Source organism: Fictibacillus barbaricus (genome assembly GCF_014635025.1).
Lineage (GTDB): Bacteria > Bacillota > Bacilli > Bacillales > Fictibacillaceae > Fictibacillus > Fictibacillus barbaricus.
In genome coordinates this window covers 1,460,875-1,479,658 of record NZ_BMCE01000001.1, presented here as the reverse complement: position 1 = coordinate 1,479,658, position 18,784 = coordinate 1,460,875, and the positions used below count along the sequence as shown (strand labels likewise).

Annotated in this window: 21 protein-coding genes and 1 riboswitch; of the genes, 8 read left to right on the top strand and 13 right to left on the bottom strand. The window is 38.3% G+C overall.

Features of this window, described 5'->3' with window-relative positions:
* Nucleotides 1-6: 6 nt before the first annotated feature.
* The 12 genes from IEV52_RS07225 to IEV52_RS07170 all read right to left on the bottom strand — a co-directional run bounded on the left by IEV52_RS07225 (nucleotide 7) and on the right by IEV52_RS07170 (nucleotide 11,643).
* Nucleotides 7-2,232 carry a ribonucleoside-diphosphate reductase subunit alpha gene (locus IEV52_RS07225; protein WP_188401793.1) on the bottom strand — a complete coding sequence of 742 codons (2,226 nt, stop codon included), beginning with the start codon at nucleotides 2,230-2,232 and terminating at the stop codon, nucleotides 7-9.
* A gap of 129 nt (nucleotides 2,233-2,361) precedes the next feature.
* Nucleotides 2,362-2,564, bottom strand: a riboswitch (cobalamin riboswitch).
* A 66-nt stretch (nucleotides 2,565-2,630) separates the two neighbouring features.
* Entirely contained in the window at nucleotides 2,631-3,416 is a 786-nt protein-coding gene (locus tag IEV52_RS07220) for a 3-hydroxybutyrate dehydrogenase (RefSeq protein ID WP_188401792.1), read from the bottom strand.
* A 28-nt stretch (nucleotides 3,417-3,444) separates the two neighbouring features.
* The gene (locus IEV52_RS07215; protein WP_188401791.1) at nucleotides 3,445-4,839 is read right to left on the bottom strand and encodes a GntP family permease; all 1,395 of its coding nucleotides are present in this window, start codon (nucleotides 4,837-4,839) and stop codon (nucleotides 3,445-3,447) included.
* A gap of 297 nt (nucleotides 4,840-5,136) precedes the next feature.
* Nucleotides 5,137-6,510, bottom strand: coding sequence for a sigma-54 interaction domain-containing protein (locus IEV52_RS07210; protein ID WP_188401790.1), 1,374 nt, complete (start codon nucleotides 6,508-6,510; stop codon nucleotides 5,137-5,139).
* Between the two features lie 102 nt (nucleotides 6,511-6,612).
* Complete coding sequence (locus IEV52_RS07205) at nucleotides 6,613-7,353, bottom strand: class I SAM-dependent DNA methyltransferase (RefSeq protein WP_188401789.1); 741 nt, start codon at nucleotides 7,351-7,353, stop codon at nucleotides 6,613-6,615.
* Nucleotides 7,354-7,722, bottom strand: a complete 369-nt coding sequence (gene rsfS, locus IEV52_RS07200; protein WP_188402285.1) for a ribosome silencing factor — start codon at nucleotides 7,720-7,722, stop codon at nucleotides 7,354-7,356.
* A gap of 17 nt (nucleotides 7,723-7,739) precedes the next feature.
* Entirely contained in the window at nucleotides 7,740-8,309 is a 570-nt protein-coding gene (gene yqeK / locus IEV52_RS07195; RefSeq protein ID WP_188401788.1) for a bis(5'-nucleosyl)-tetraphosphatase (symmetrical) YqeK, read from the bottom strand.
* Complete coding sequence (locus IEV52_RS07190) at nucleotides 8,287-8,880, bottom strand: nicotinate-nucleotide adenylyltransferase (protein ID WP_188401787.1); 594 nt, start codon at nucleotides 8,878-8,880, stop codon at nucleotides 8,287-8,289. Before IEV52_RS07190 ends, yqeK begins: the two co-directional genes overlap by 23 nt.
* Nucleotides 8,881-8,891: 11 nt before the next feature.
* Nucleotides 8,892-9,182, bottom strand: a complete 291-nt coding sequence (yhbY, locus tag IEV52_RS07185) for a ribosome assembly RNA-binding protein YhbY (protein ID WP_188401786.1) — start codon at nucleotides 9,180-9,182, stop codon at nucleotides 8,892-8,894.
* Between the two features lie 2 nt (nucleotides 9,183-9,184).
* Nucleotides 9,185-10,012 (bottom strand): shikimate dehydrogenase, encoded by an 828-nt coding sequence (gene aroE, locus IEV52_RS07180; protein WP_188401785.1) that lies wholly within the window; start codon nucleotides 10,010-10,012, stop codon nucleotides 9,185-9,187.
* Between the two features lie 15 nt (nucleotides 10,013-10,027).
* Nucleotides 10,028-11,131 carry a ribosome biogenesis GTPase YqeH gene (yqeH, locus tag IEV52_RS07175; protein ID WP_188402284.1) on the bottom strand — a complete coding sequence of 368 codons (1,104 nt, stop codon included), beginning with the start codon at nucleotides 11,129-11,131 and terminating at the stop codon, nucleotides 10,028-10,030.
* Complete coding sequence (locus IEV52_RS07170; RefSeq protein WP_188401784.1) at nucleotides 11,128-11,643, bottom strand: YqeG family HAD IIIA-type phosphatase; 516 nt, start codon at nucleotides 11,641-11,643, stop codon at nucleotides 11,128-11,130. Before IEV52_RS07170 ends, yqeH begins: the two co-directional genes overlap by 4 nt.
* A 418-nt stretch (nucleotides 11,644-12,061) precedes the next feature.
* Between IEV52_RS07170 and sda the strand changes: the two genes are divergently transcribed.
* Entirely contained in the window at nucleotides 12,062-12,205 is a 144-nt protein-coding gene (gene sda / locus IEV52_RS07165; RefSeq protein ID WP_188401783.1) for a sporulation histidine kinase inhibitor Sda, read from the top strand.
* 15 nt (nucleotides 12,206-12,220) lie between these two features.
* On the opposite strand, the gene IEV52_RS07160 is transcribed toward sda, so the two are convergent.
* Nucleotides 12,221-12,379, bottom strand: coding sequence for a hypothetical protein (locus IEV52_RS07160; RefSeq protein ID WP_188401782.1), 159 nt, complete (start codon nucleotides 12,377-12,379; stop codon nucleotides 12,221-12,223).
* 442 nt (nucleotides 12,380-12,821) lie between these two features.
* Between IEV52_RS07160 and IEV52_RS07155 the strand changes: the two genes are divergently transcribed.
* From IEV52_RS07155 to pssA, 7 genes are all read left to right on the top strand, one after another.
* Entirely contained in the window at nucleotides 12,822-15,164 is a 2,343-nt protein-coding gene (locus tag IEV52_RS07155; RefSeq protein WP_188401781.1) for a Na+/H+ antiporter subunit A, read from the top strand.
* On the top strand, nucleotides 15,164-15,502 hold the full coding sequence (locus tag IEV52_RS07150) for a Na(+)/H(+) antiporter subunit C (RefSeq protein ID WP_188401780.1): 339 nt from the start codon (nucleotides 15,164-15,166) through the stop codon (nucleotides 15,500-15,502). The genes IEV52_RS07155 and IEV52_RS07150 overlap by 1 nt, the downstream gene beginning before the upstream one ends.
* Nucleotides 15,495-16,970 carry a Na+/H+ antiporter subunit D gene (locus IEV52_RS07145; RefSeq protein WP_188401779.1) on the top strand — a complete coding sequence of 492 codons (1,476 nt, stop codon included), beginning with the start codon at nucleotides 15,495-15,497 and terminating at the stop codon, nucleotides 16,968-16,970. Before IEV52_RS07150 ends, IEV52_RS07145 begins: the two co-directional genes overlap by 8 nt.
* 4 nt (nucleotides 16,971-16,974) lie before the next feature.
* Nucleotides 16,975-17,451 (top strand): Na+/H+ antiporter subunit E, encoded by a 477-nt coding sequence (locus IEV52_RS07140; protein WP_188401778.1) that lies wholly within the window; start codon nucleotides 16,975-16,977, stop codon nucleotides 17,449-17,451.
* Nucleotides 17,448-17,738: a Na(+)/H(+) antiporter subunit F1 gene (locus IEV52_RS07135; protein WP_188401777.1), complete on the top strand. Its 291-nt coding sequence runs from the start codon at nucleotides 17,448-17,450 to the stop codon at nucleotides 17,736-17,738. The genes IEV52_RS07140 and IEV52_RS07135 overlap by 4 nt, the downstream gene beginning before the upstream one ends.
* Nucleotides 17,710-18,063, top strand: coding sequence for a monovalent cation/H(+) antiporter subunit G (gene mnhG / locus IEV52_RS07130; protein ID WP_373869400.1), 354 nt, complete (start codon nucleotides 17,710-17,712; stop codon nucleotides 18,061-18,063). The genes IEV52_RS07135 and mnhG overlap by 29 nt, the downstream gene beginning before the upstream one ends.
* 171 nt (nucleotides 18,064-18,234) lie before the next feature.
* Nucleotides 18,235-18,780, top strand: a complete 546-nt coding sequence (gene pssA / locus IEV52_RS07125) for a CDP-diacylglycerol--serine O-phosphatidyltransferase (protein WP_188401775.1) — start codon at nucleotides 18,235-18,237, stop codon at nucleotides 18,778-18,780.
* Nucleotides 18,781-18,784 lie beyond the last annotated feature (4 nt).

Below are 18,784 nucleotides of genomic sequence, written 5' to 3'. Positions count from 1 at the left end.
TTTTCTTTAACTTTCACAGCTTTCACATCCTTCTAACTCAATCGAAGTGGATCTCGTGTAATAGGTTGTCTTTAAACCCTTTTTGAAACTTTGCATATGAAGGTTCAGCAGATCTTTAGCTTTTATATTGTGATTAACGTACAGATTAAATGAGATCGACTGGTCCACATGCTTTTGTCTAGCCGCGTTCTGTTCGATACTCCATGTTTGATCAATAAGAAATGCGGATTTATAGAACCAAGTTGTTTCAGCATTTAAATCAGGCGCCGTTACAGGAATCTTATAGTTCTTCTTCTCTTCTGAATAAAACTTCTTAAAGATAGGATCTACACTTGGAGTTGAATTTGCAATGATCGACGTTGACGAATTAGGTGCAACAGCAATGAGATAACCATTTCTTAAACCTTGTGTGCTTACTTTTTCTTTTAAGCACATCCACTCTTCACTCGTATAATTACGTTTTTTAAAATAATTGCCCGTTTCCCAATCTGACCCTTGGAATGCAGGATATTTTCCTTTTTCTCTAGCCAGTTCAGAGCTTGCATTTATTACATAATAATTAATCTTTTCGTACAGTTTGTCTGCATAGGCTACAGCCTCTTCGCTTTCCCATTTGATCCCCTCTTTTGCTAAAAGGTGATGCCATCCGAATGTTCCTACCCCTATTGCTCTGTACTTTTTATTCGTTATCTCTGCTTGTGGAACATCGATCCGATTAAGGTCTATGACGTTATCAAGCATTCTAATCTGAATATCTATGACTCGTTTCAAAACATTATCTTTGATCACTTTAGCAAGAGAAAGAGATGATAAATTACAGACGACAAAATCACCAGGATTTTTTCTAATCACGATCTTTCCATCTTCCGTTGTCTCAGAACAAATAATTGTAGGCGACATGTTCTGCATAATCTCTGTACAAAGATTGGAAGCATAGATCATCCCTTTATGAGGATTAGGATTTAACCGGTTAACCGTATCGCGGTAGAACATAAATGGTGTTCCTGTCTCCAACTGAGACTTCATGATTCTTTTCATAATCTCAATGGCAGGCACACATTTTTTGGACAGCCTCTCATCTTTCAGACAGTCTTCATACTTTTCTCTGAAACTGCCTGATCCTTTTGTTTCATCATAGAAATCCTCGAGTGAATAGCCTTTTACTTTACGTACTTCATGCGGATCGAAGAGAAACCAATCATCACGATTTTCAACACTCTCCATGAAAAGATCCGGGAGACAAACGCCTGTAAATAAGTCATGGGTCCTCATACGCTCATCACCATTGTTTAACTTAGCATCAAGAAACTCCAATATATCTTTATGCCAAACATCCAAGTAAACAGCGATAGCACCTTGTCTCTGACCAAGCTGATCGACCGATACTGCTGTATTGTTCAACTGTTTCATCCATGGGATAACTCCTGATGAATTTCCTTTAAATCCTTTTATATCGGATCCCCTAGAACGAATCTTGCCAAGGTATAAGCCTAGACCCCCACCACCTTTTGAAACAGTTGCAGCATCTGTGTTTGAATCAAAGATTCCTCTAAGGCTGTCATCAACCGTATCTATAAAACATGAGCTTAATTGGCCATAGCTCTTACCGGCATTTGCCAAAGTTGGAGTTGCGACGGTCATATACAGGTTAGAAAGAGCCCAATATGCTTCTTTCACTCGTTCTAATCTTTGCGTTTGATCTTCGTCTCTCATTAAAAACAGGGCAATCATCAACCATCGCTCTTGAGGCAGTTCATATTTTTCATGATCAAAACCTTTTGCCAGGTATCTGTCTGCTAGTGTCTTCAATCCTATGTATGTAAAAAGCTTATCCTTAGCAGGGTCTATCCATTTACCCGCTTCCTCTATTTCTTGTTCAGTGTAAGCAGATAGAATTGTAGAATCATAGATGTTTAAACTTACAAGCTTTTTGATCAGCCCATACAGATTTGAATAAGGTGGCTGTTCTATTTCTCCCCTGTTTTGCATCACTTCTTCATACAACTGCCTTAAATATATACGTGATGCTACAAATGTCCAGTCAGGCTCCTCGGCGTTTAAGCCATTAAGAGCTTCCATGGTTAGCAGCCTGTATAGGGTTGCAGAATCACTGCTTCTACCTTCAATTTCTTCTGCTTTTTTTAAAAAGGACTCTCCTTGAATTCCTGGGAAATTACCAACACACTCTCTTAACCATTCCCCGAGCAAAGAAGCCTCCGCTGTATTTTTCATATCCAAAACACTCCTTTAGTAAATAATAAAAAACCCTCTTCAATCAGGAAGAGGGTGAAAGGAACATGTTTAATCTGCAAGAATATAGCGCACGCAGCTACTGTTCTTTCTCCCAATCCCCGAGGAAAAGAAAATAGGAGTATTCAGGCAGGTCTACTGGCTTTTGCTTCTTCCTACTTTGGGCCTTCCCATACAGCAGCCATTCTCAATAGCTTATCTGTACAGTGGCTTTTCCATTTCGTCCACAATTACAGTTGCGGGGACAGCTTCGGTCTCACACCGAATTCCCTTTTAAGCCGGAACATTCCGGCACCTGAAATCTCCATATATAGGTTTGTATTATCTACTTTGACACTAAATATAGTAAATGTCAATTAAATTCATCATTATTACCTTCTTTATTGTGCCACATAACCGCCATCGATGACAATAGCTTGCCCTGTTACACCTCTTGCATTTTCACTGGAAAGATAAAGCGTATAATCCGCAATTTCTTGAACATCCAGCAACCGTTTTTGAGGGACAAGTGGGTAGATTACCTCTTCTAAAACTTTTTCCAGCTCTACGTTTCGTGTTTTTGCCAGGTCTTCAAGTTGTCCCTTCACTAGAGGTGTATCAACATATCCTGGGCAGACAGCATTAACCGTTATACCATGTGGGGCCCCTTCTAAAGCAGCTACTTTTGTTAGGCCGATAACCCCGTGTTTTGCACTATTATAAGCTGCTTTCCCTGCAAAGCCAACTAAACCATTTATAGAGGCCATGTTTATGATTCGGCCGAACCCTTGTTTTTTCATGATCGGAAACACATGTTTAGTAGCCATAAATGGAGCGGTAAGCATCACATTGATCAACTGCTGAAATTTTTCAGTAGGGAACTCCTCTAACGGAGATACGTACTGCAACCCGGCATTGTTAATAAGTATATCTATCCTGCTATATTGTTGAATGGTTTGATCTAATGCTCTTGTTAAATCTTCCTCAACTGTAACATTGCATCCTACCCCTAAAACTTCAAAGCCACTGCTTTTTAAAGACTCAGCTGATTCCTTCGCCTGTTTTTCATTTAGATCACTGATTACAACTTTTGCTCCTTGTTCAGCAAATGCTTTTGCTAACTGTAAACCAATGCCGCTAGCAGCCCCAGTGATAAAGGCAACTTTATCTTGTACGAACGATTTCATCAAAACCACTCCTAACATCCATCCGTTTTTATACGATACCAAGCATATAATACAGTCCGATTATGACAAATACCGCTACTGTCTTTATAATCGTCATGGCAAAGATATCAATATAAGCCTGTTTATGAGTTAATCCTGTAACAGCCAAAAGTGTAATAACGGCACCATTATGAGGAAGTGTATCCATCCCTCCGCTAGCCATTGATGCTACACGGTGGAGTACTTCTGGGTCGATGCCTAATTTATTCGCTTGAGCAATATACGTTTCACTCATTGTGGCGAGTGCTATACTCATACCCCCTGATGCTGATCCTGTAATACCAGCTAATGTAGTAGTTGTTACAGCTTCATTCACCAACGGATCTTTAATCGTATTTGACATTGCTGTATTTACTGCCGTAAAACCAGGAAGTGCTGCGATTACTCCACCGAACCCATACTCTGATGCAGTATTTAGAGTAGCAAGCAGTGCACCGCCAATCGATAAGTTGAGCCCTTTATTAAAGTTGTCTTTAATTCTCTTAAACGAGAACAGAAGCACGGTAACGATTCCGATAATCAATGCTCCTTCAACCGCCCATACCGCTGCCAGTGATGGAATTTGAATCTCAGGTACGTTTTTCATGCCGATCGCAGAAAAGTCGAACGTTTTACCATAATATTTTGGAATAAGAACTGTAAACCATTTATTGAACACTCCCACTAAAATTAGAGGAAGGATCGCAATAAATGCGTTAGGAAGGTTTTCAGACTCTATTTTTTCAGGTTCATTGCTGTGACCTGTTCCATACCCTTCCCCTTTTGCTGCAGCCTGTCTTCGCCGCCATTCTAAATAGACCATACCAAGAATGAAGACAAACATACCTCCAATGAAACCTAACCAAGGCGCAGCCCAAGTTGTTGTACCAAAGAAGGATGTAGGGATGATATTTTGTATCTGTGGACTGCCTGGGAAAGCATCCATCGTAAATGTAAAAGCTCCTAATGCAATTGTTCCTGGAATAAGCCGTTTTGGAATATCAGCTAACTTAAATAGTTCTGCTGCGAACGGATAAAGAGCAAAGGCAACAACAAACAAGGATACCCCGCCATAGGTTAGAATAGCTCCTACAAGCACGATCGCAAGCATCGCTCTCGCCGGTCCAATCAGCTTGATTACAAATTGCGTGATAGATTTTGCAAATCCTGACATCTCTATAACCTTTCCAAATATCGCTCCTAATAAGAAGACTGGAAAGTATAACTTAATGAAACCAACCATCTTCTCCATAAAAACACCCGAAAAAAATGGAAGTACATGCCCCGGCTCTGTCAGCAATACAGCAAATAAAGCAGCGATCGGTGCGAATAAAATTACACTAAAACCTCTGTATGCAACGAACATTAAGAAGAATAAAGCTAATAAAATAATAATAATGTCCATTTCAATCCCCCATTCTTTCAATCTTTCCTATTAATAAAGCGCTTTCAAATCTTAAAATAACATCTCCCTTCAGCATTCTGCGCCCTTATTTATTTGTTGCAAGTTCCGTGCCAAATAAACAAACCTTGTAAAAGAAGTTTTAAAGTTTGTTTTATTCCGAAAAATCGGAAAATAAGTAAGTCCTGCACCACTCAAATAGGGAACTTATTCGTAATAAAGCTACGTTCAGCTTATATATTTTACAAAGTTAAAAAATTCCGGAAAATCGGAAAGACTTTCCGATTTTCCGGAACCTGTTTATTCATTTCGAATATTATATTTTTTAATTTTATCGTAAAGATTTGTTTTTCCGATTCCGAGTTGGTTTGCAACGCTCATAATGTCACCGTTCATCTTTTTAAGGTAATGAGTAATAACTTTTCGTTCTGTTTCTTGCACATGTTCTTTTAAGGTCTTTTGAGTATTGTTAACTTCAAGTTTTTCTTTTAAAAAGTCAGGAAATGCATTTAAGGTTAAACGGTCATACTGAGTAAGCTGAATAGCTGCTTCTACAAAATTCTTAAGTTCCCTTGCATTTCCTGGCCAGTTGTAATGAAGAAAAGCTTCTTTCACTTCTTCATCGACACTTACTATTCTCTTCCCTGTATCTCTGCAATTAATCCGTATAAAACTTTCTGCCAAAGGCCAGATGTCTTCTTTGCGTTCACGGAGCGGAGGGATCTGAATCTGAAGTACATTAATCCTATAAAACAAATCTTCCCGAAACTTATTCTCTAAGATTAGTTGTTCTAAAGGGCGATTTGTAGCAGCTATTACTCTAACGTTTACTTTGTGTGTATGGACAGCGCCAACAGGTTCAACTTCTTTCTCTTGAAGTACACGAAGCAGTTTAATCTGCATACTTTGAGGAAGATCGCCAATTTCATCCAAGAACAATGTTCCGCCATCGGCTAGCTGAAATTTCCCAAGTTTCCCTCCTTTTTTAGCACCGGTAAAGGCTCCTTCAGAATATCCGAATAGTTCAGACTCAAATAAGTGCTCTGGAACAGCACCGCAATTTAGCTTTATGAATGGCTTAGCACTTCTTTCACTTAATTGATGTATGCTGTGCGCCAACAGTTCCTTACCTGTTCCGCTCTCACCTCGAATAAGTACAGATAGATCGCCACTTGCAATATTCTTTACATGTTCTTTAATCTTCTTTACTTCCATAGAAGTTCCAGCGAAATCATTTAACGTGTAAGTTGCTCCATTTATCTCTTCCCATTCTTTTTTATAGAAGTTTAGTTCGTGAAGGAGTGCCTTAATATGAGAGTTCATTCTTTTCCATTGTTCGGTATCTCTGAAAATAACTGTACCAACAGCACCTATCACTTTACCTTCGTTAAAAATGGGAATCCGATTCGCTATCATATAATTGCCTCTAATAAATTGAAGGTCTGCAATTTCGACCTTTCCCTGTAAAACAGCTTTATGCATCCTCGTATTTTCAATAACATCTGTAACATGCTTCCCAATAACTTCTTTAGGATTCTCGCCTAAGAACTCGCAATATGTTTTATTCATATAGCGAACGATGCCTTCATGATCCACTACAACAATCCATTCGTAAGCGCTATCAATAATCGTTTCTAAAATATTATTTTTTAATAATGGGTCATGATCTAACATTTACACTCACCCTAATCTCTTTAAGATGTTACACTCTATGTTCGTTATTGTACCGTTTCCTATAAAAAAAGACAGCACATTGGCTGTCTTCATAGAATCTTTTTATATTTTTTTAGCTGCAAATAATATACGTTCGCTTTTTTCAGTTGGGACTGACGGCTTAAAATCAGCTGTGACATCTAGTAGTTCAAACCCGCATTCTTTCAGCCATTCAGTATATTCATCAACGGAAAACGTTCGTTGGACATGATATTCATCATAACGATCGTATTTTGACCCATTTAGAATAAAGAAAGAAAGATCATGTTCAACACTATTTTCTAATTCTCCTTGGTAGCACTGCCATATATAAGAGAGATTCTCCTCGTTGCTTCCATAGGTCTGTCCAATAAAAATGTCGTTAATTTTATGTATGGAGTGAACATCGAATAAAAGAAGACCGCCAGAACTCATATGTTTGCCTGCTGAAATAAAGGTCCTTTTTACATCCTCTTGTGACAAGATGTAATTAAGTGAATCACACAAGATGGTTACACAATCAAACTCGCCTAACCCTTCTAACTCCCTCATATCTTGCTGAAAAAGAGAAAGTTGAACCATCGCCTTTTCCGCTTTTTCTTGTGCAACCATCAACATGTCTGAAGAGAGGTCTACCCCAGTCACATCAAAACCCTCTTGGGCCAAAAGGACCGTCATAGAACCTGTGCCGCATCCAACATCTAAAAAGCGCTCAGCATTCTTAAGGTATTTTGACGCAGCAGATTTGACAAAGAAAAGCCAATCTGAATATGGTGCATCGTCCATTAACTCGTCATAAAGATAGGCAAATTGCTGATAAGCCATTTATATGTTCTGTTGGGGTGAAAGAATAGCATCTACATCCACTGTATTTGCGTCTCCCCATAATTTCTCTAAGTTATAATATCCTCTATCATCACGATGGAATACGTGTACTACTACATTTCCTAGGTCAATTAATACCCAGCGTGCATGGTCAAAGCCTTCCATTCGACGAATCTGAATACCATTTTCCAATGCAATATCTTTTAGTTCTTTTGATATGGCTTGAACTTGTTTTTCTGAATTACCGTGACAAATTACAAAGTAATCCGCAACTAAAGAAATGCCTTCCATATCTAAAACAGCTATGTTTTCTGCTCTTTTATCATCTGCTGTCTTAACCACTAATTCCATAAGCTCTTTTACATCCATCCAGTGCATTCCTCCTATTATTTTTGTTTAATTATCTCTAACAATCCATGGTACGTATCAAACGTTAGTGGATAAATCTTTTGGTTTTGTTTTATTAGAAAATGAATTGTATTTTTAACCGCCATTAAACATGCCTTGTTCAGATCTTGCTGTGCTGCTTCTCTAACTTCATCAACGCCTGGAAATTGACGGTTTGGTTCGATGTAATCTGCTAAGAATATTACTTTTTCGAGTGTCGTCATATTGCTATTACCCGTTGTATGATGATAAATAGCATTCAAAATCTCTACATCATGAATTCCCACTTCTTTTTTTACCAAAACTGAACCTACTGGGGCATGTAGTACTTCACTTCCATAAAGCAATAGATCCTGTGGAAGTCCTTCATTTTTAACAATCTGCCTCATTTCATCTTTTGGCCGAAATTTAGCATAATCATGAAAAATAGCTGCTATTTCAGCTTTTTTTACATCAGCACCATATTTTTGTGCCAGCGTTATACTTGTTTCCATCACACCTATCGTATGAATATAGCGGTGTTCTGTTAGATGGCTTTTAACAATTTCAAGTGCTTGTGTTCGATCCATATAGATGATTCTCCTTAATATGTTTCCAGACCTCATCCGCTATATAATAACGAATGTTCACCCCAGCTTTTGATCTTGAACGTATAAAAGAAGAAGATATTCCGATATGAGGTATTTCTACATGCTTTACTTGATACCTCTCCCAATGATCGTCAAAAGGATACCCTTCCCGGCTGACACCTGCAAATTGAACAAGATTTTTCAACTCATCAATTTCATGCCAGCTGTTTAAAGAATGGACCATGTCTCCACCCATTATAAAAGTGAAATTAACATCGGGATACTTTTGGTTTAAGAGACGTATTGTATCAATAGTATATGATGGACCTCTTCTCTCAAACTCAAGTAAAGAAAGGGAAAACTGAATATTGTTACCAATAGCTTTTCGAATCATTTCAATACGCTGTTCGTCGGAAACTTCCATATCTTTTACTTTATGAGGTGGCTTAGAAGAAGGCATCCACCACACTTCGTCTAATTTCAATTGCTTCAATGCTTCTTGAGCAATAATCTGATGCCCGATGTGCGGTGGATTAAATGTTCCGCCAAAAAGCCCGATATGTTTATCCATTCTCTCACTCCTTATGGGAGCTCAATGCGTTTTTGATTAACAGATTCTTTATAAAGTACGATCGTACTACCGATTACTTGTACGAGCTCTGCTTTTGAACCAGTAGAAAGTTCTATGGCTACAGTATCTTTATCTTCTTCACAATTTTGGAGCACACTTACTTTTATAAGTTCTCTTGCTTCAAGTGCATCCTCGACTTGTTTTACTAAATTAGAATTAACTCCGCCTTTACCAACCTGAAAAATAGGTTGAATATGATGAGCCTGTGATCGTAAAAAACGTTTTTGTTTACCTGTAAGCATAATTACCTCCTAAGTTGTTCTATAACAATTTGTTTCATTTTATCTGTGTCCGGAAAGATACCTGTCCATTTCTCAAAAGCCATAGCACCTTGCATAACAAGCATCGAAACTCCATTATCAATCTCTGCACCTTTATCTTTTGCGGTCTCAAGCCATCTGGTCATAAGCGGGTTGTAGACAATATCGCATACAACTGCATCTTCTTTTAGATGATGAAGGTTCAGTGGTACTGTTTGAACCTCAGGGTACATGCCTGCGTTTGTTGTATTGATCAAAACATCAAAACGGGAAAGATCTTCTTCAGCTCTTTTTAATGATAATGGTTCTATACGTTCTTCTTTTAAGTCTCTTAATAACGAACGGAGCCGCTCTTCTGAACGATTCGCGATTGAAAACTGTTTAGGATTCTCCTTTTTCAATGCATATGCAATGGATCTTGAGGCACCGCCTGCACCAATTAACAAAATACTAAGATCTGTAAGAGGCTTAGTGATCTTCTCCTTTAAACTCAGTAAGAATCCTCTTCCATCCGTATTATATCCGATCAATTTACCGTTCTTGTTTACAACGGTGTTAACTGCGCCGATCTCCCTTGCTTCCTCATCAATTTCATCTAAATAAGGAAGAATTGAAACCTTATGGGGTATGGTGACATTACACCCAGCATATCCACTGTTTCTAAAACCTTGAATAAATCCATCTAATTCCTCTGATGTTACTCTTTGCTTCTCGTAACTCCCATGTATCCCTGCCTGATTAAAAGCCACATTGTGCATAACTGGTGATAAGGAATGTTCAATGGGATCGCCTATAACAAGTGCTTTTACCATAAATAAAAATCCTCCTTATATTAAGGATTTTCTAACAGTTACTGCAACACCTTCTGGAGCATGAAAAACGACTTTTGCTCCTGCCTCAGTAAACGTAACCCACCCTAATCCTGATATCACAACATCTGTTTTACTTTCTTTAATCATAAATTCATAGCGCTTTAATGTCGGAAAGTTTGTGATGTCTTCTGGAGGTGATAACATTTCTCCAAGATGGTTTTTATAAAGCTCGTCCGCTTTTTCTGTTTTTGTTCGATGGATATTCAAATGGTTCGAGAAATGACATACAAAGGATTGTTTCCCGCCCTTTAAATAATCCATTCTCGCAAGACCGCCAAAGAATAACGTCTGCATTTCATTCAACTGAAATACCATCGGCTTTATTTCTTTTTTCGGCATGATGATATTCAGTTCTTTTTTAGATACATAATGTGCCATTTGGTGGTGATTAATGATTCCAGGTGTATCATACATATGGCTTCTTCCATCTAAAGGAATATCGATTAAATCTAATGTTGTACCCGGAAAATGGGATGTTGTAATAAAATCGGATGCTTCTTCACCATATTGTTTAATTAATCGATTTATAAACGTAGATTTCCCTGTATTCGTACAGCCTACTACATATACATCTTTTCCTTGACGGAAATGATCAATGGCTTCTGCCAGCTCTTCGATGCCATACCCTTTTTCTGCTGATATCAGCTGAACATCGATTGGTTTTAATCCCAATTCCTTCGCTTCTTTTTTCATCCAATGAACGACTTTGTTGGGATTGACAGATTTAGGGAGCAGATCAAGTTTGTTCCCTACTAGAAGTATGGGGTTCTTGCCGGCGTATCGATGGAGACCTGGGAGCCAACTGCCATTAAAATCAAATATATCAACGATCTTTACGACTAATGCATCTTCATCTCCAATGCTTGAAACTATTTTACGATAATCGTCATCCGTTAAACTTACATCTTGAATTTCATTATAGTGTTTTAAACGAAAACAGCGCTGGCAAATAGGCAGCTCTTTCGTCAGTGCAGAAAGAGGTGCATATCCGAGCGCTTCTTTGTCCTCTGTTTGTATGGATATACCACAGCCCACACATCTAATTTGTTCCAATCCTATTCCTCCCAATGCAACATGCCTTTTCTTTTCATCCAAGACAATATGATACGTTCGATCTTTCTATTAAACCTTGTCCAAAATCCGTCACTGCTTGCTACCGGAACCACCAGAATAGTATGCAAACCTAATCTGTTACCTCCTAGCACGTCAGTCAAAAGTTGATCTCCAATCACAACAACTTCTTTATCCTTAAGCTTCATATCTTTTAATGCTCGTTTAAACGCCTTTGTCATCGGCTTTCTTGCACTATAGATAAAAGGGATCCCGACTGGATCAGAAAAGCTTTTAACTCTATGTTGTGTATTATTCGAAACGATCGTAATCAAAATTCCTTTTTCTTTAATAGAAGTAAACCATTTAATCAACTCTGGTGTAGCTTCAGGTCTATCCCATTCTACTAGCGTATTATCTAGGTCTGTGATAATCCCTTTCACTCCACGTTCAACTAACATTTCCGGTGTGATATCCAATATATTTTGAACATGCTGATCCGGTAAAAAATGTTTTAACATTCTAGCACCTCTTCACATTTCCTTTTGAACGTTTCTATTTTACCAGTAATGTAAGGAAGAACAAACGATTTTTCTACATTATTCGTCTCTATGTACATGAAATACAAAAGAACAAAAAAAGTTTTCGACAAATTGTTCCCCTACCCAACAGTGTGGATAATCTTATACACATTATTCACCTAGTATCCTGCTATCTTTCATAAAGATGTTAACATTTTACCCACAACTTATCCACCAAACACTGTGGATAAACGAACGATTGTTCTATTTTACAATACATGGTAAGCTTCAAAGTACATAAACCCAGTACATAAACACTGACTTACTACTTTATGACTTCTATACGAATTTAGAATAACGAATAACCATTTTCTTTAAAAAACAGGAGGTGACCATGCCGCTTCTCTAGGGCTATATTATGGAAAAACTTTCGGACGACCTGTTGATCGAGTCATACTTAAAAGCTAGAGAATTAAAGCTGAGCAAAGATTTTATTATGTTAATAAAAAAAGAGATCGACAGAAGATCACTTCATGCAAGATTACAGCAAGTGTTAATGTAGAGCGTCTATGACGCTCTATTTTTTTGTTGCTAGGATTTTTTCTGCTTTTCTATAATCACTTGGAGTAAAGGTAATCTCTACAGGAATCTTCCATTTATCTTCCCAAATCTCCTTATATTTTTTACTCAATCCTTCAGCCTCCTTTAGATGATAAGCTTTTACTTTTATAGCCACAACATACTTTTTATCTTCTTTCCAGACTAAGGGATGTTTGATTAGTGTATCTTTTTTAATTTCCCTCTTCATTTCTTCTGCCAGGGAAGAAGCGCTAAATACACCTGTATCTGAGAAACTTATTTGCTTTCGGTAGTATTCCCTTGACCCAAAAACAGGGCTGCCTTCTTCCTTCTTCCTTCTTCCTTCTTATAAATAGAGTCATTTAGACACCCCGTCAGTTGAAACAAAATTAATACTAATCCGTATATATGAATGGGTCTCATTATCATTCACCTCTCAGATAGGTTAGGTATTTTTTGGGAAGGATATTCAATAGTTATTTAACTAGGAAATGAGAGGGTTTCTGTTCGGTAAAGTATTTGCTAAAACGGAAAGGTTTTGCTTACAATGTAATGGACTATGATGATTATTTGGGTTTAAAGGAGGTTTGCTCGTATTTATGTTACATTTTTACATATTCTTGCCTTTTTTAGCAGCGCTGTTGATCGGGATCTCTGCAAAAAGAGTAAGCCGGATACATACTGGCTGGTTTGTTCTGCCTGTTCCAGTCGTTCTGTTTATTTTATTTAGTACGAAAATGCCTATACTCGCTGAGGGAAAAATCGTGCAAAGTGTTGCCAATTGGATACCTTCATTAGACATCCAACTGAGCTTTTACTTGGACGGCCTAAGCATGCTTTTTTCTCTCTTAATAACAGGGATCGGTTCCCTCGTTGTACTTTATTCCATCTTTTATCTATCAAAAAAAGAACAACTCGTTCATTTTTATGTTTATCTGCTTATATTTATGGGATCGATGCTAGGGGTAGTTCTTTCAGATAATGTCTTTGTTCTTTATACCTTTTGGGAATTTACAAGTATTTCATCCTTTCTATTAATCGGTTTCTGGTTCTATCGGGAGAAGTCAACGTATGGTGCACAGAAATCTATGCTTGTAACCGTTTTTGGCGGACTGTCTATGTTGGGTGCTCTTATTCTGCTATCTATTACTGCCGAGACAAACAGCATCAGAACGATGATCGCCAACAGGTCTGAAATCATAGAAAGCAATCTTTTTATACCAATTCTGATATTACTGCTGTTAGGAGCATTTACGAAATCTGCACAATTCCCCTTTCATAGCTGGCTTCCTGATGCGATGGAAGCACCAACACCTGTTAGTGCCTATCTTCATTCTGCAACGATGGTCAAAGCAGGAATCTATTTAGTAGCAAGATTTTCCCTTATTTTTAGCGGATCTGATGAATTTTTTATCATCGTTTCAGGGATCGGTTTGATCACCCTGTGTATAGGTTCGTTCCTTGCTTCTAGACAGACTGACCTAAAGGGAATTCTTGCTTATTCAACGATCAGTCAGTTAGGAATGATCATGACGATGCTAGGTTTTGGAACTGGTGCTGCAGCTCTTGCAGCCATATTCCATATCTTTAATCACGCTACATTTAAAGGCAGTCTATTTATGATTGCTGGAATAGTGGATCATGAGACTGGAACAAGAGATATTCGAAGACTTGGCGGACTTTATACGTTTATGCCAATATCAGCTACCCTTGCCTTTTTCGGAGCGTTTTCTATGGCAGGCATACCATTGCCTATCTTTAACGGGTTCTTAAGCAAGGAAATGTTCTTTGATTCATCATTGAAATTAGAACAAACAAGTGGTTTTGCTGGATTGTTCGCAGAGTGGGCTCCGATCTTAGCGGTGATTGGAAGCATCTTTACCTTTGTCTATTCCATGTATCTTGTATTCGGTACATTTACGGGGAAAGCAAAACTTGGCCAGTTAGAGAAAAAGCCACATGAGGCTCCGATCGGAATGCTAATATCACCAATTATACTTATCGTTTTTGTCGTTTTAGTTGGTCTGTTGCCAAACTTGATCAACGAGCCGCTTCTAGCTCCTGCTGTAGCTTCGATTACAGGTGACTTTGCCATTACACACCTTGCGTTTTGGCATGGTTTTAATACACCGCTTTATATGTCACTGATTGTTGTCGTAATTGGGACGATTCTGGCTTTTACATTAAAGAAATGGCAGCCCATTTATAATGCCATACCTGGGAAATTTTCCTCAGATTATTGGTATCAATCGTTAATAAACGGGTTATTAAAGTTCTCTAGTGTTTTTACAAAATCTTATATGACAGGTTCACTGCGTCTATATACTTCCATTATTCTCGTATTCTTGACAGCTTCAACTTCTATATTCATATACGTTACTGATGGATTTAAAATTTCATTCGATGACTTGGCACCCGTTACTTGGCCAGAAGTATTAGTAGGATTTGTTATGGCGGTAGCAGCTATTGCAACGATTTGGATGACGCAGCGTATCGCAGCAATCATTGTAATCGGTGTCGTCGGTTATGGGCTGTCACTGCTCTTTGTTTTCTTCCGGGCACCTGACCTTGCATTAACACAATTAATCGTTGAAACCATCACAGTGGCATTATTCTTGCTTTGTTTTACACATCTGCCAAAGTTAAAAAAGTCAGATAAGAAATCCTCTGAAAAGCTTGTTGATTTCGTTATCGCAGCATCAACCGGAGCATTGCTTACAATCGTAGCGATTTCTTCACACAGTTCAAAGTACTTTGACAGCATTGCGAAATATTTCGTGGATAACTCCTATGAACTCGGTGGAGGAGACAACATCGTAAACGTTATACTCGTAGATTTCCGTGGACTCGATACATTATTTGAAATAGCGGTACTCGGCCTAGCTGCTTTAGGCATTTTTGCCATGATAAAATACCGGGATAAAGGAGACATGAATCACTAATGGAAATTGTTATGTCTATACTAGCCGGAACTTTATTTGCAGCCGGTGTTTATCTTTTACTTCAAAAACAACTTTTAAAAATTGTACTAGGGACAGCGCTATTATCCCATGGAGCTCACCTGTTCATCTTAACGATGGGAAAACTGAACCGTGGTGCACCGCCTATATTGGAAAAGGGGATCAAAATCTATACAGACCCTCTTCCTCAAGCGCTAATACTGACATCTATTGTTATAAGTTTTGGGGTTACGAGCTTTTTACTTGTACTGGCTTACCGTACCTATCAAAGCAATAAGACGGATATGATGGATCAGCTAAGGGGAACGGACGATGAGTAATTTAGTTTTTTTGCCAATATTCATACCTTTATTTTTCGGAGCTTTGCTTGTGTTCTTTAATAAGAAACAAAAGCTGACGTTAAATCTATCACTTTTTACTGTGTTTCTAAACTTAGGAGTCGCTATCTTCCTTAGTTACTATGTTTTTGCAAACGGTCCTCTCATTTTAGAAACAGGAGCCTGGAAAGCCCCATATGGGATAATCCTAGTGGCCGATCAGTTATCTGTCATCATGATTCTCGCTGTAAATGTCATTGCGATAAGCGCTGTTATTTTTGCAGCCTCATCCGTTACCAGCAATATGACACAGCATTACTTTTATCCGTTGTTCTTTTTGTTGATCGCAGGTGTGAGCGGGGCTTTCTTAACAGGGGATCTATTTAACTTATTTGTCTTTTTTGAAGTACTTCTAATGGCCTCATATGGTTTAATCATTATCGGCGGATCAAAACACCAGTTTAGGGAATCTGTTAAGTATATCTTATTAAACTTATTTTCTTCGATCCTTTTTGTTACTACAGTAGCTTTTCTATACTCAGTAACAGGAACGGTTAATATGGCACAGCTTGGCGAACGGGTTGCAGAAGTCGAGCAGCGAGGGATCTTAACAGCTATTGCGATACTTTTGTTTATTGTTTTTGCAACTAAAGGTGCATTGTTTCCTTTGTACTTTTGGCTTCCAAAATCGTACATCGTTCCTGCGCCAGTCGTGTCCGCACTATTCGGAGCGCTTCTGACAAAAGTAGGTGTCTATTCCATGCTTAGGGTGTACACACTCATCTTCTCACACAAACTTGAGTTGACTCACACCTTTTTCATCTGGGTTGCGACGATTACCATGCTGATTGGCGTGATCGGAGCACTTTCTACATCAAATGTTAAATTGATCATCGCTTATAACATCATGCCTGCTATAGGATTTATGGTTCTTGGGATCGGGACATTTTCAGCGGAGTCGCTTGCTGGAACGATCTATTACCTTGTGCATGATATGGCGATAAAGGCAGCGTTGTTTTTCCTTGCCGGCCTACTCGTATGGCATTCAGGAACATCTGATCTAAATAAGATGGGTGGATACATCAAAACCGCACCTTTAATGGGCTGGATGTTTTTTATTGCTTCACTCGTGCTAGCTGGAATACCACCCTTTAGCGGGTTTATAGGTAAGTATCTTCTCTTAAGAGGTGCCATGGACGAGGAACATTACTGGGCAGCAGGTGTTGGCTTGTTATCAAGTTTGTTAATCTTATTTTCCGTAATCCGTATCTTCATCGGTGCTTTCTGGGGTGAGTTAAAAGAAGAACCAAAGGAGAAAGTAAGGCGCTCTGGATTGGCAGCTTCTGCTGTATTGATAGCGATCACAATCATCCTAGGTGTCGGTGCTGAATGGTTCTATCCATACATCCAATCTACAGCAGATAGCTTGATCGACCCGGAAATCTATATAGATTATGTATTAAAGGAGTAATCCCATGACTTTTCAACTTATTTTAAATTTGCTGATCGGCATTATTTGGATGTTCTTATCTGAGAGCTACTCTTTCGCAAGTTTTTTGGTTGGATTTGTGATTGGGGCAGCACTTCTGTTCTTGCTTAACCGATTTATTCCTGATTCATTCTATTTCAAACAAGTGAAATCAATTCTTTACTTAATCTTCCTATTCATTAAAGAGCTTATTCTAGCTAACATAGAAGTCCTAAAGTGGGTGTACAAGCCTCGTCTTGATTTTCAGCCTGGGATAATCGCTCTTCCGATTGATGTTAAAAAGAATTGGGAAATTACTTTACTCGCTAATTTAATCACTCTTACACCTGGAACATTATCAGTCGATGTTTCCAGAGACCAACGTTTTATTTATATTCACGCAATCGATCTTCCTGATGTAAACAAAACCATTGTCGGCATCAAAGATTCTTTTGAAAAAGCAATAAGGGAGGTAACTCGATGACAGATTGGTTCTCTATTGTTGTCCATCTTTGTTTGTTCATAACAACCATCTCGATTCTGCTTCTTTTATATCGAGCTGTCGTTGGTCCGTCCAATCCAGATCGTGTTGTTGCTCTAGATACAATCGGTGTTAACTTAATAGCGATCACTGGTTTAATGGCAATTATTTTAGATACGGTTCAACTGAATGATATTATTTTGCTGATAGGAATATTGACTTTCATTGCAACCGTTTCTGTTGCAAAATTCTTAGAAAAGGGTGTTATCATTGATCAAGATCGTGATTAGCTTTTTCCTTATCATCGGCACCTTTTTTATTTTCTCAGGAACCCTTGGTGTTCTCCGATTCCCGGATGTCTATTCTAGACTTCACGCTGCCAGTAAAGCCTCTACTTTAGGTGTATCTGGCATACTAATAGGTTCCTTTATCTATGTATTATCTGAAATGCAATTGTTTAGCGGAAAATTAATTCTTGGTATTCTCTTCGTGCTTATGACAGCACCTGTGGCAGGTCATATGATTTCTAGAGCAGCCTATCGGACTGGTGTTCCTTTATCAGAAAAAACCGTTTTTAATGATCTTGAAGAGAATAATAAGTCAAATAGAGGATGACCATTATCCACTTTTAATCACTTTCTCTTTGACATATAATAAATAAAATAGGTATATAATTTTAAGCAACGAACCATTGTTGCCCGAATTTAGCAGCAGGAATAACGTATCATCCTCCGCTTAAATTTGATCACCATAGTTCCAGTTGGTTACCATTTGAGGAGTGATTGTATGTTCATGCTCGAAAGAGAGCGCATTGATTCAACGTTTAAGAAAGTGAAAGGCCAAACAGCTAACTTCTTAACATTGATCAATCTATCACTAGGTGCGTTGGCTTTGTTATTCATGATTAATGAAGATTTGAAAACGGGATTTATCTTAATCTTTTTGGCAGGTCTTTTTGACCGCTTTGATGGAATGGTTGCAAGAAAGCTAAATATTGAATCGGAGTTTGGAAAACAGTTGGATTCACTTTGTGATCTAATATCGTTTGGTATTGCACCCGCATTTTTAATTTATCAGGTTGTACTTCATCAGTTCGGTGTTCCAGGTATGATCTTTACGATTATCTTTATTGTTTGTGGAGCGATCCGCCTTGCACGGTTTAATATTACGGAGTTTACTGGATCATTCGTAGGGGTCCCTATTACGGTAGCCGGATGTTTACTGGCTACAGGATATCTCACCGTTAACTTGGTACCAGGATTCTTTTACATGTTCCTCTCCATCGTTCTATCCGTTTTAATGATCAGTACCATTTCTATTGAAAAGAGATAAATGA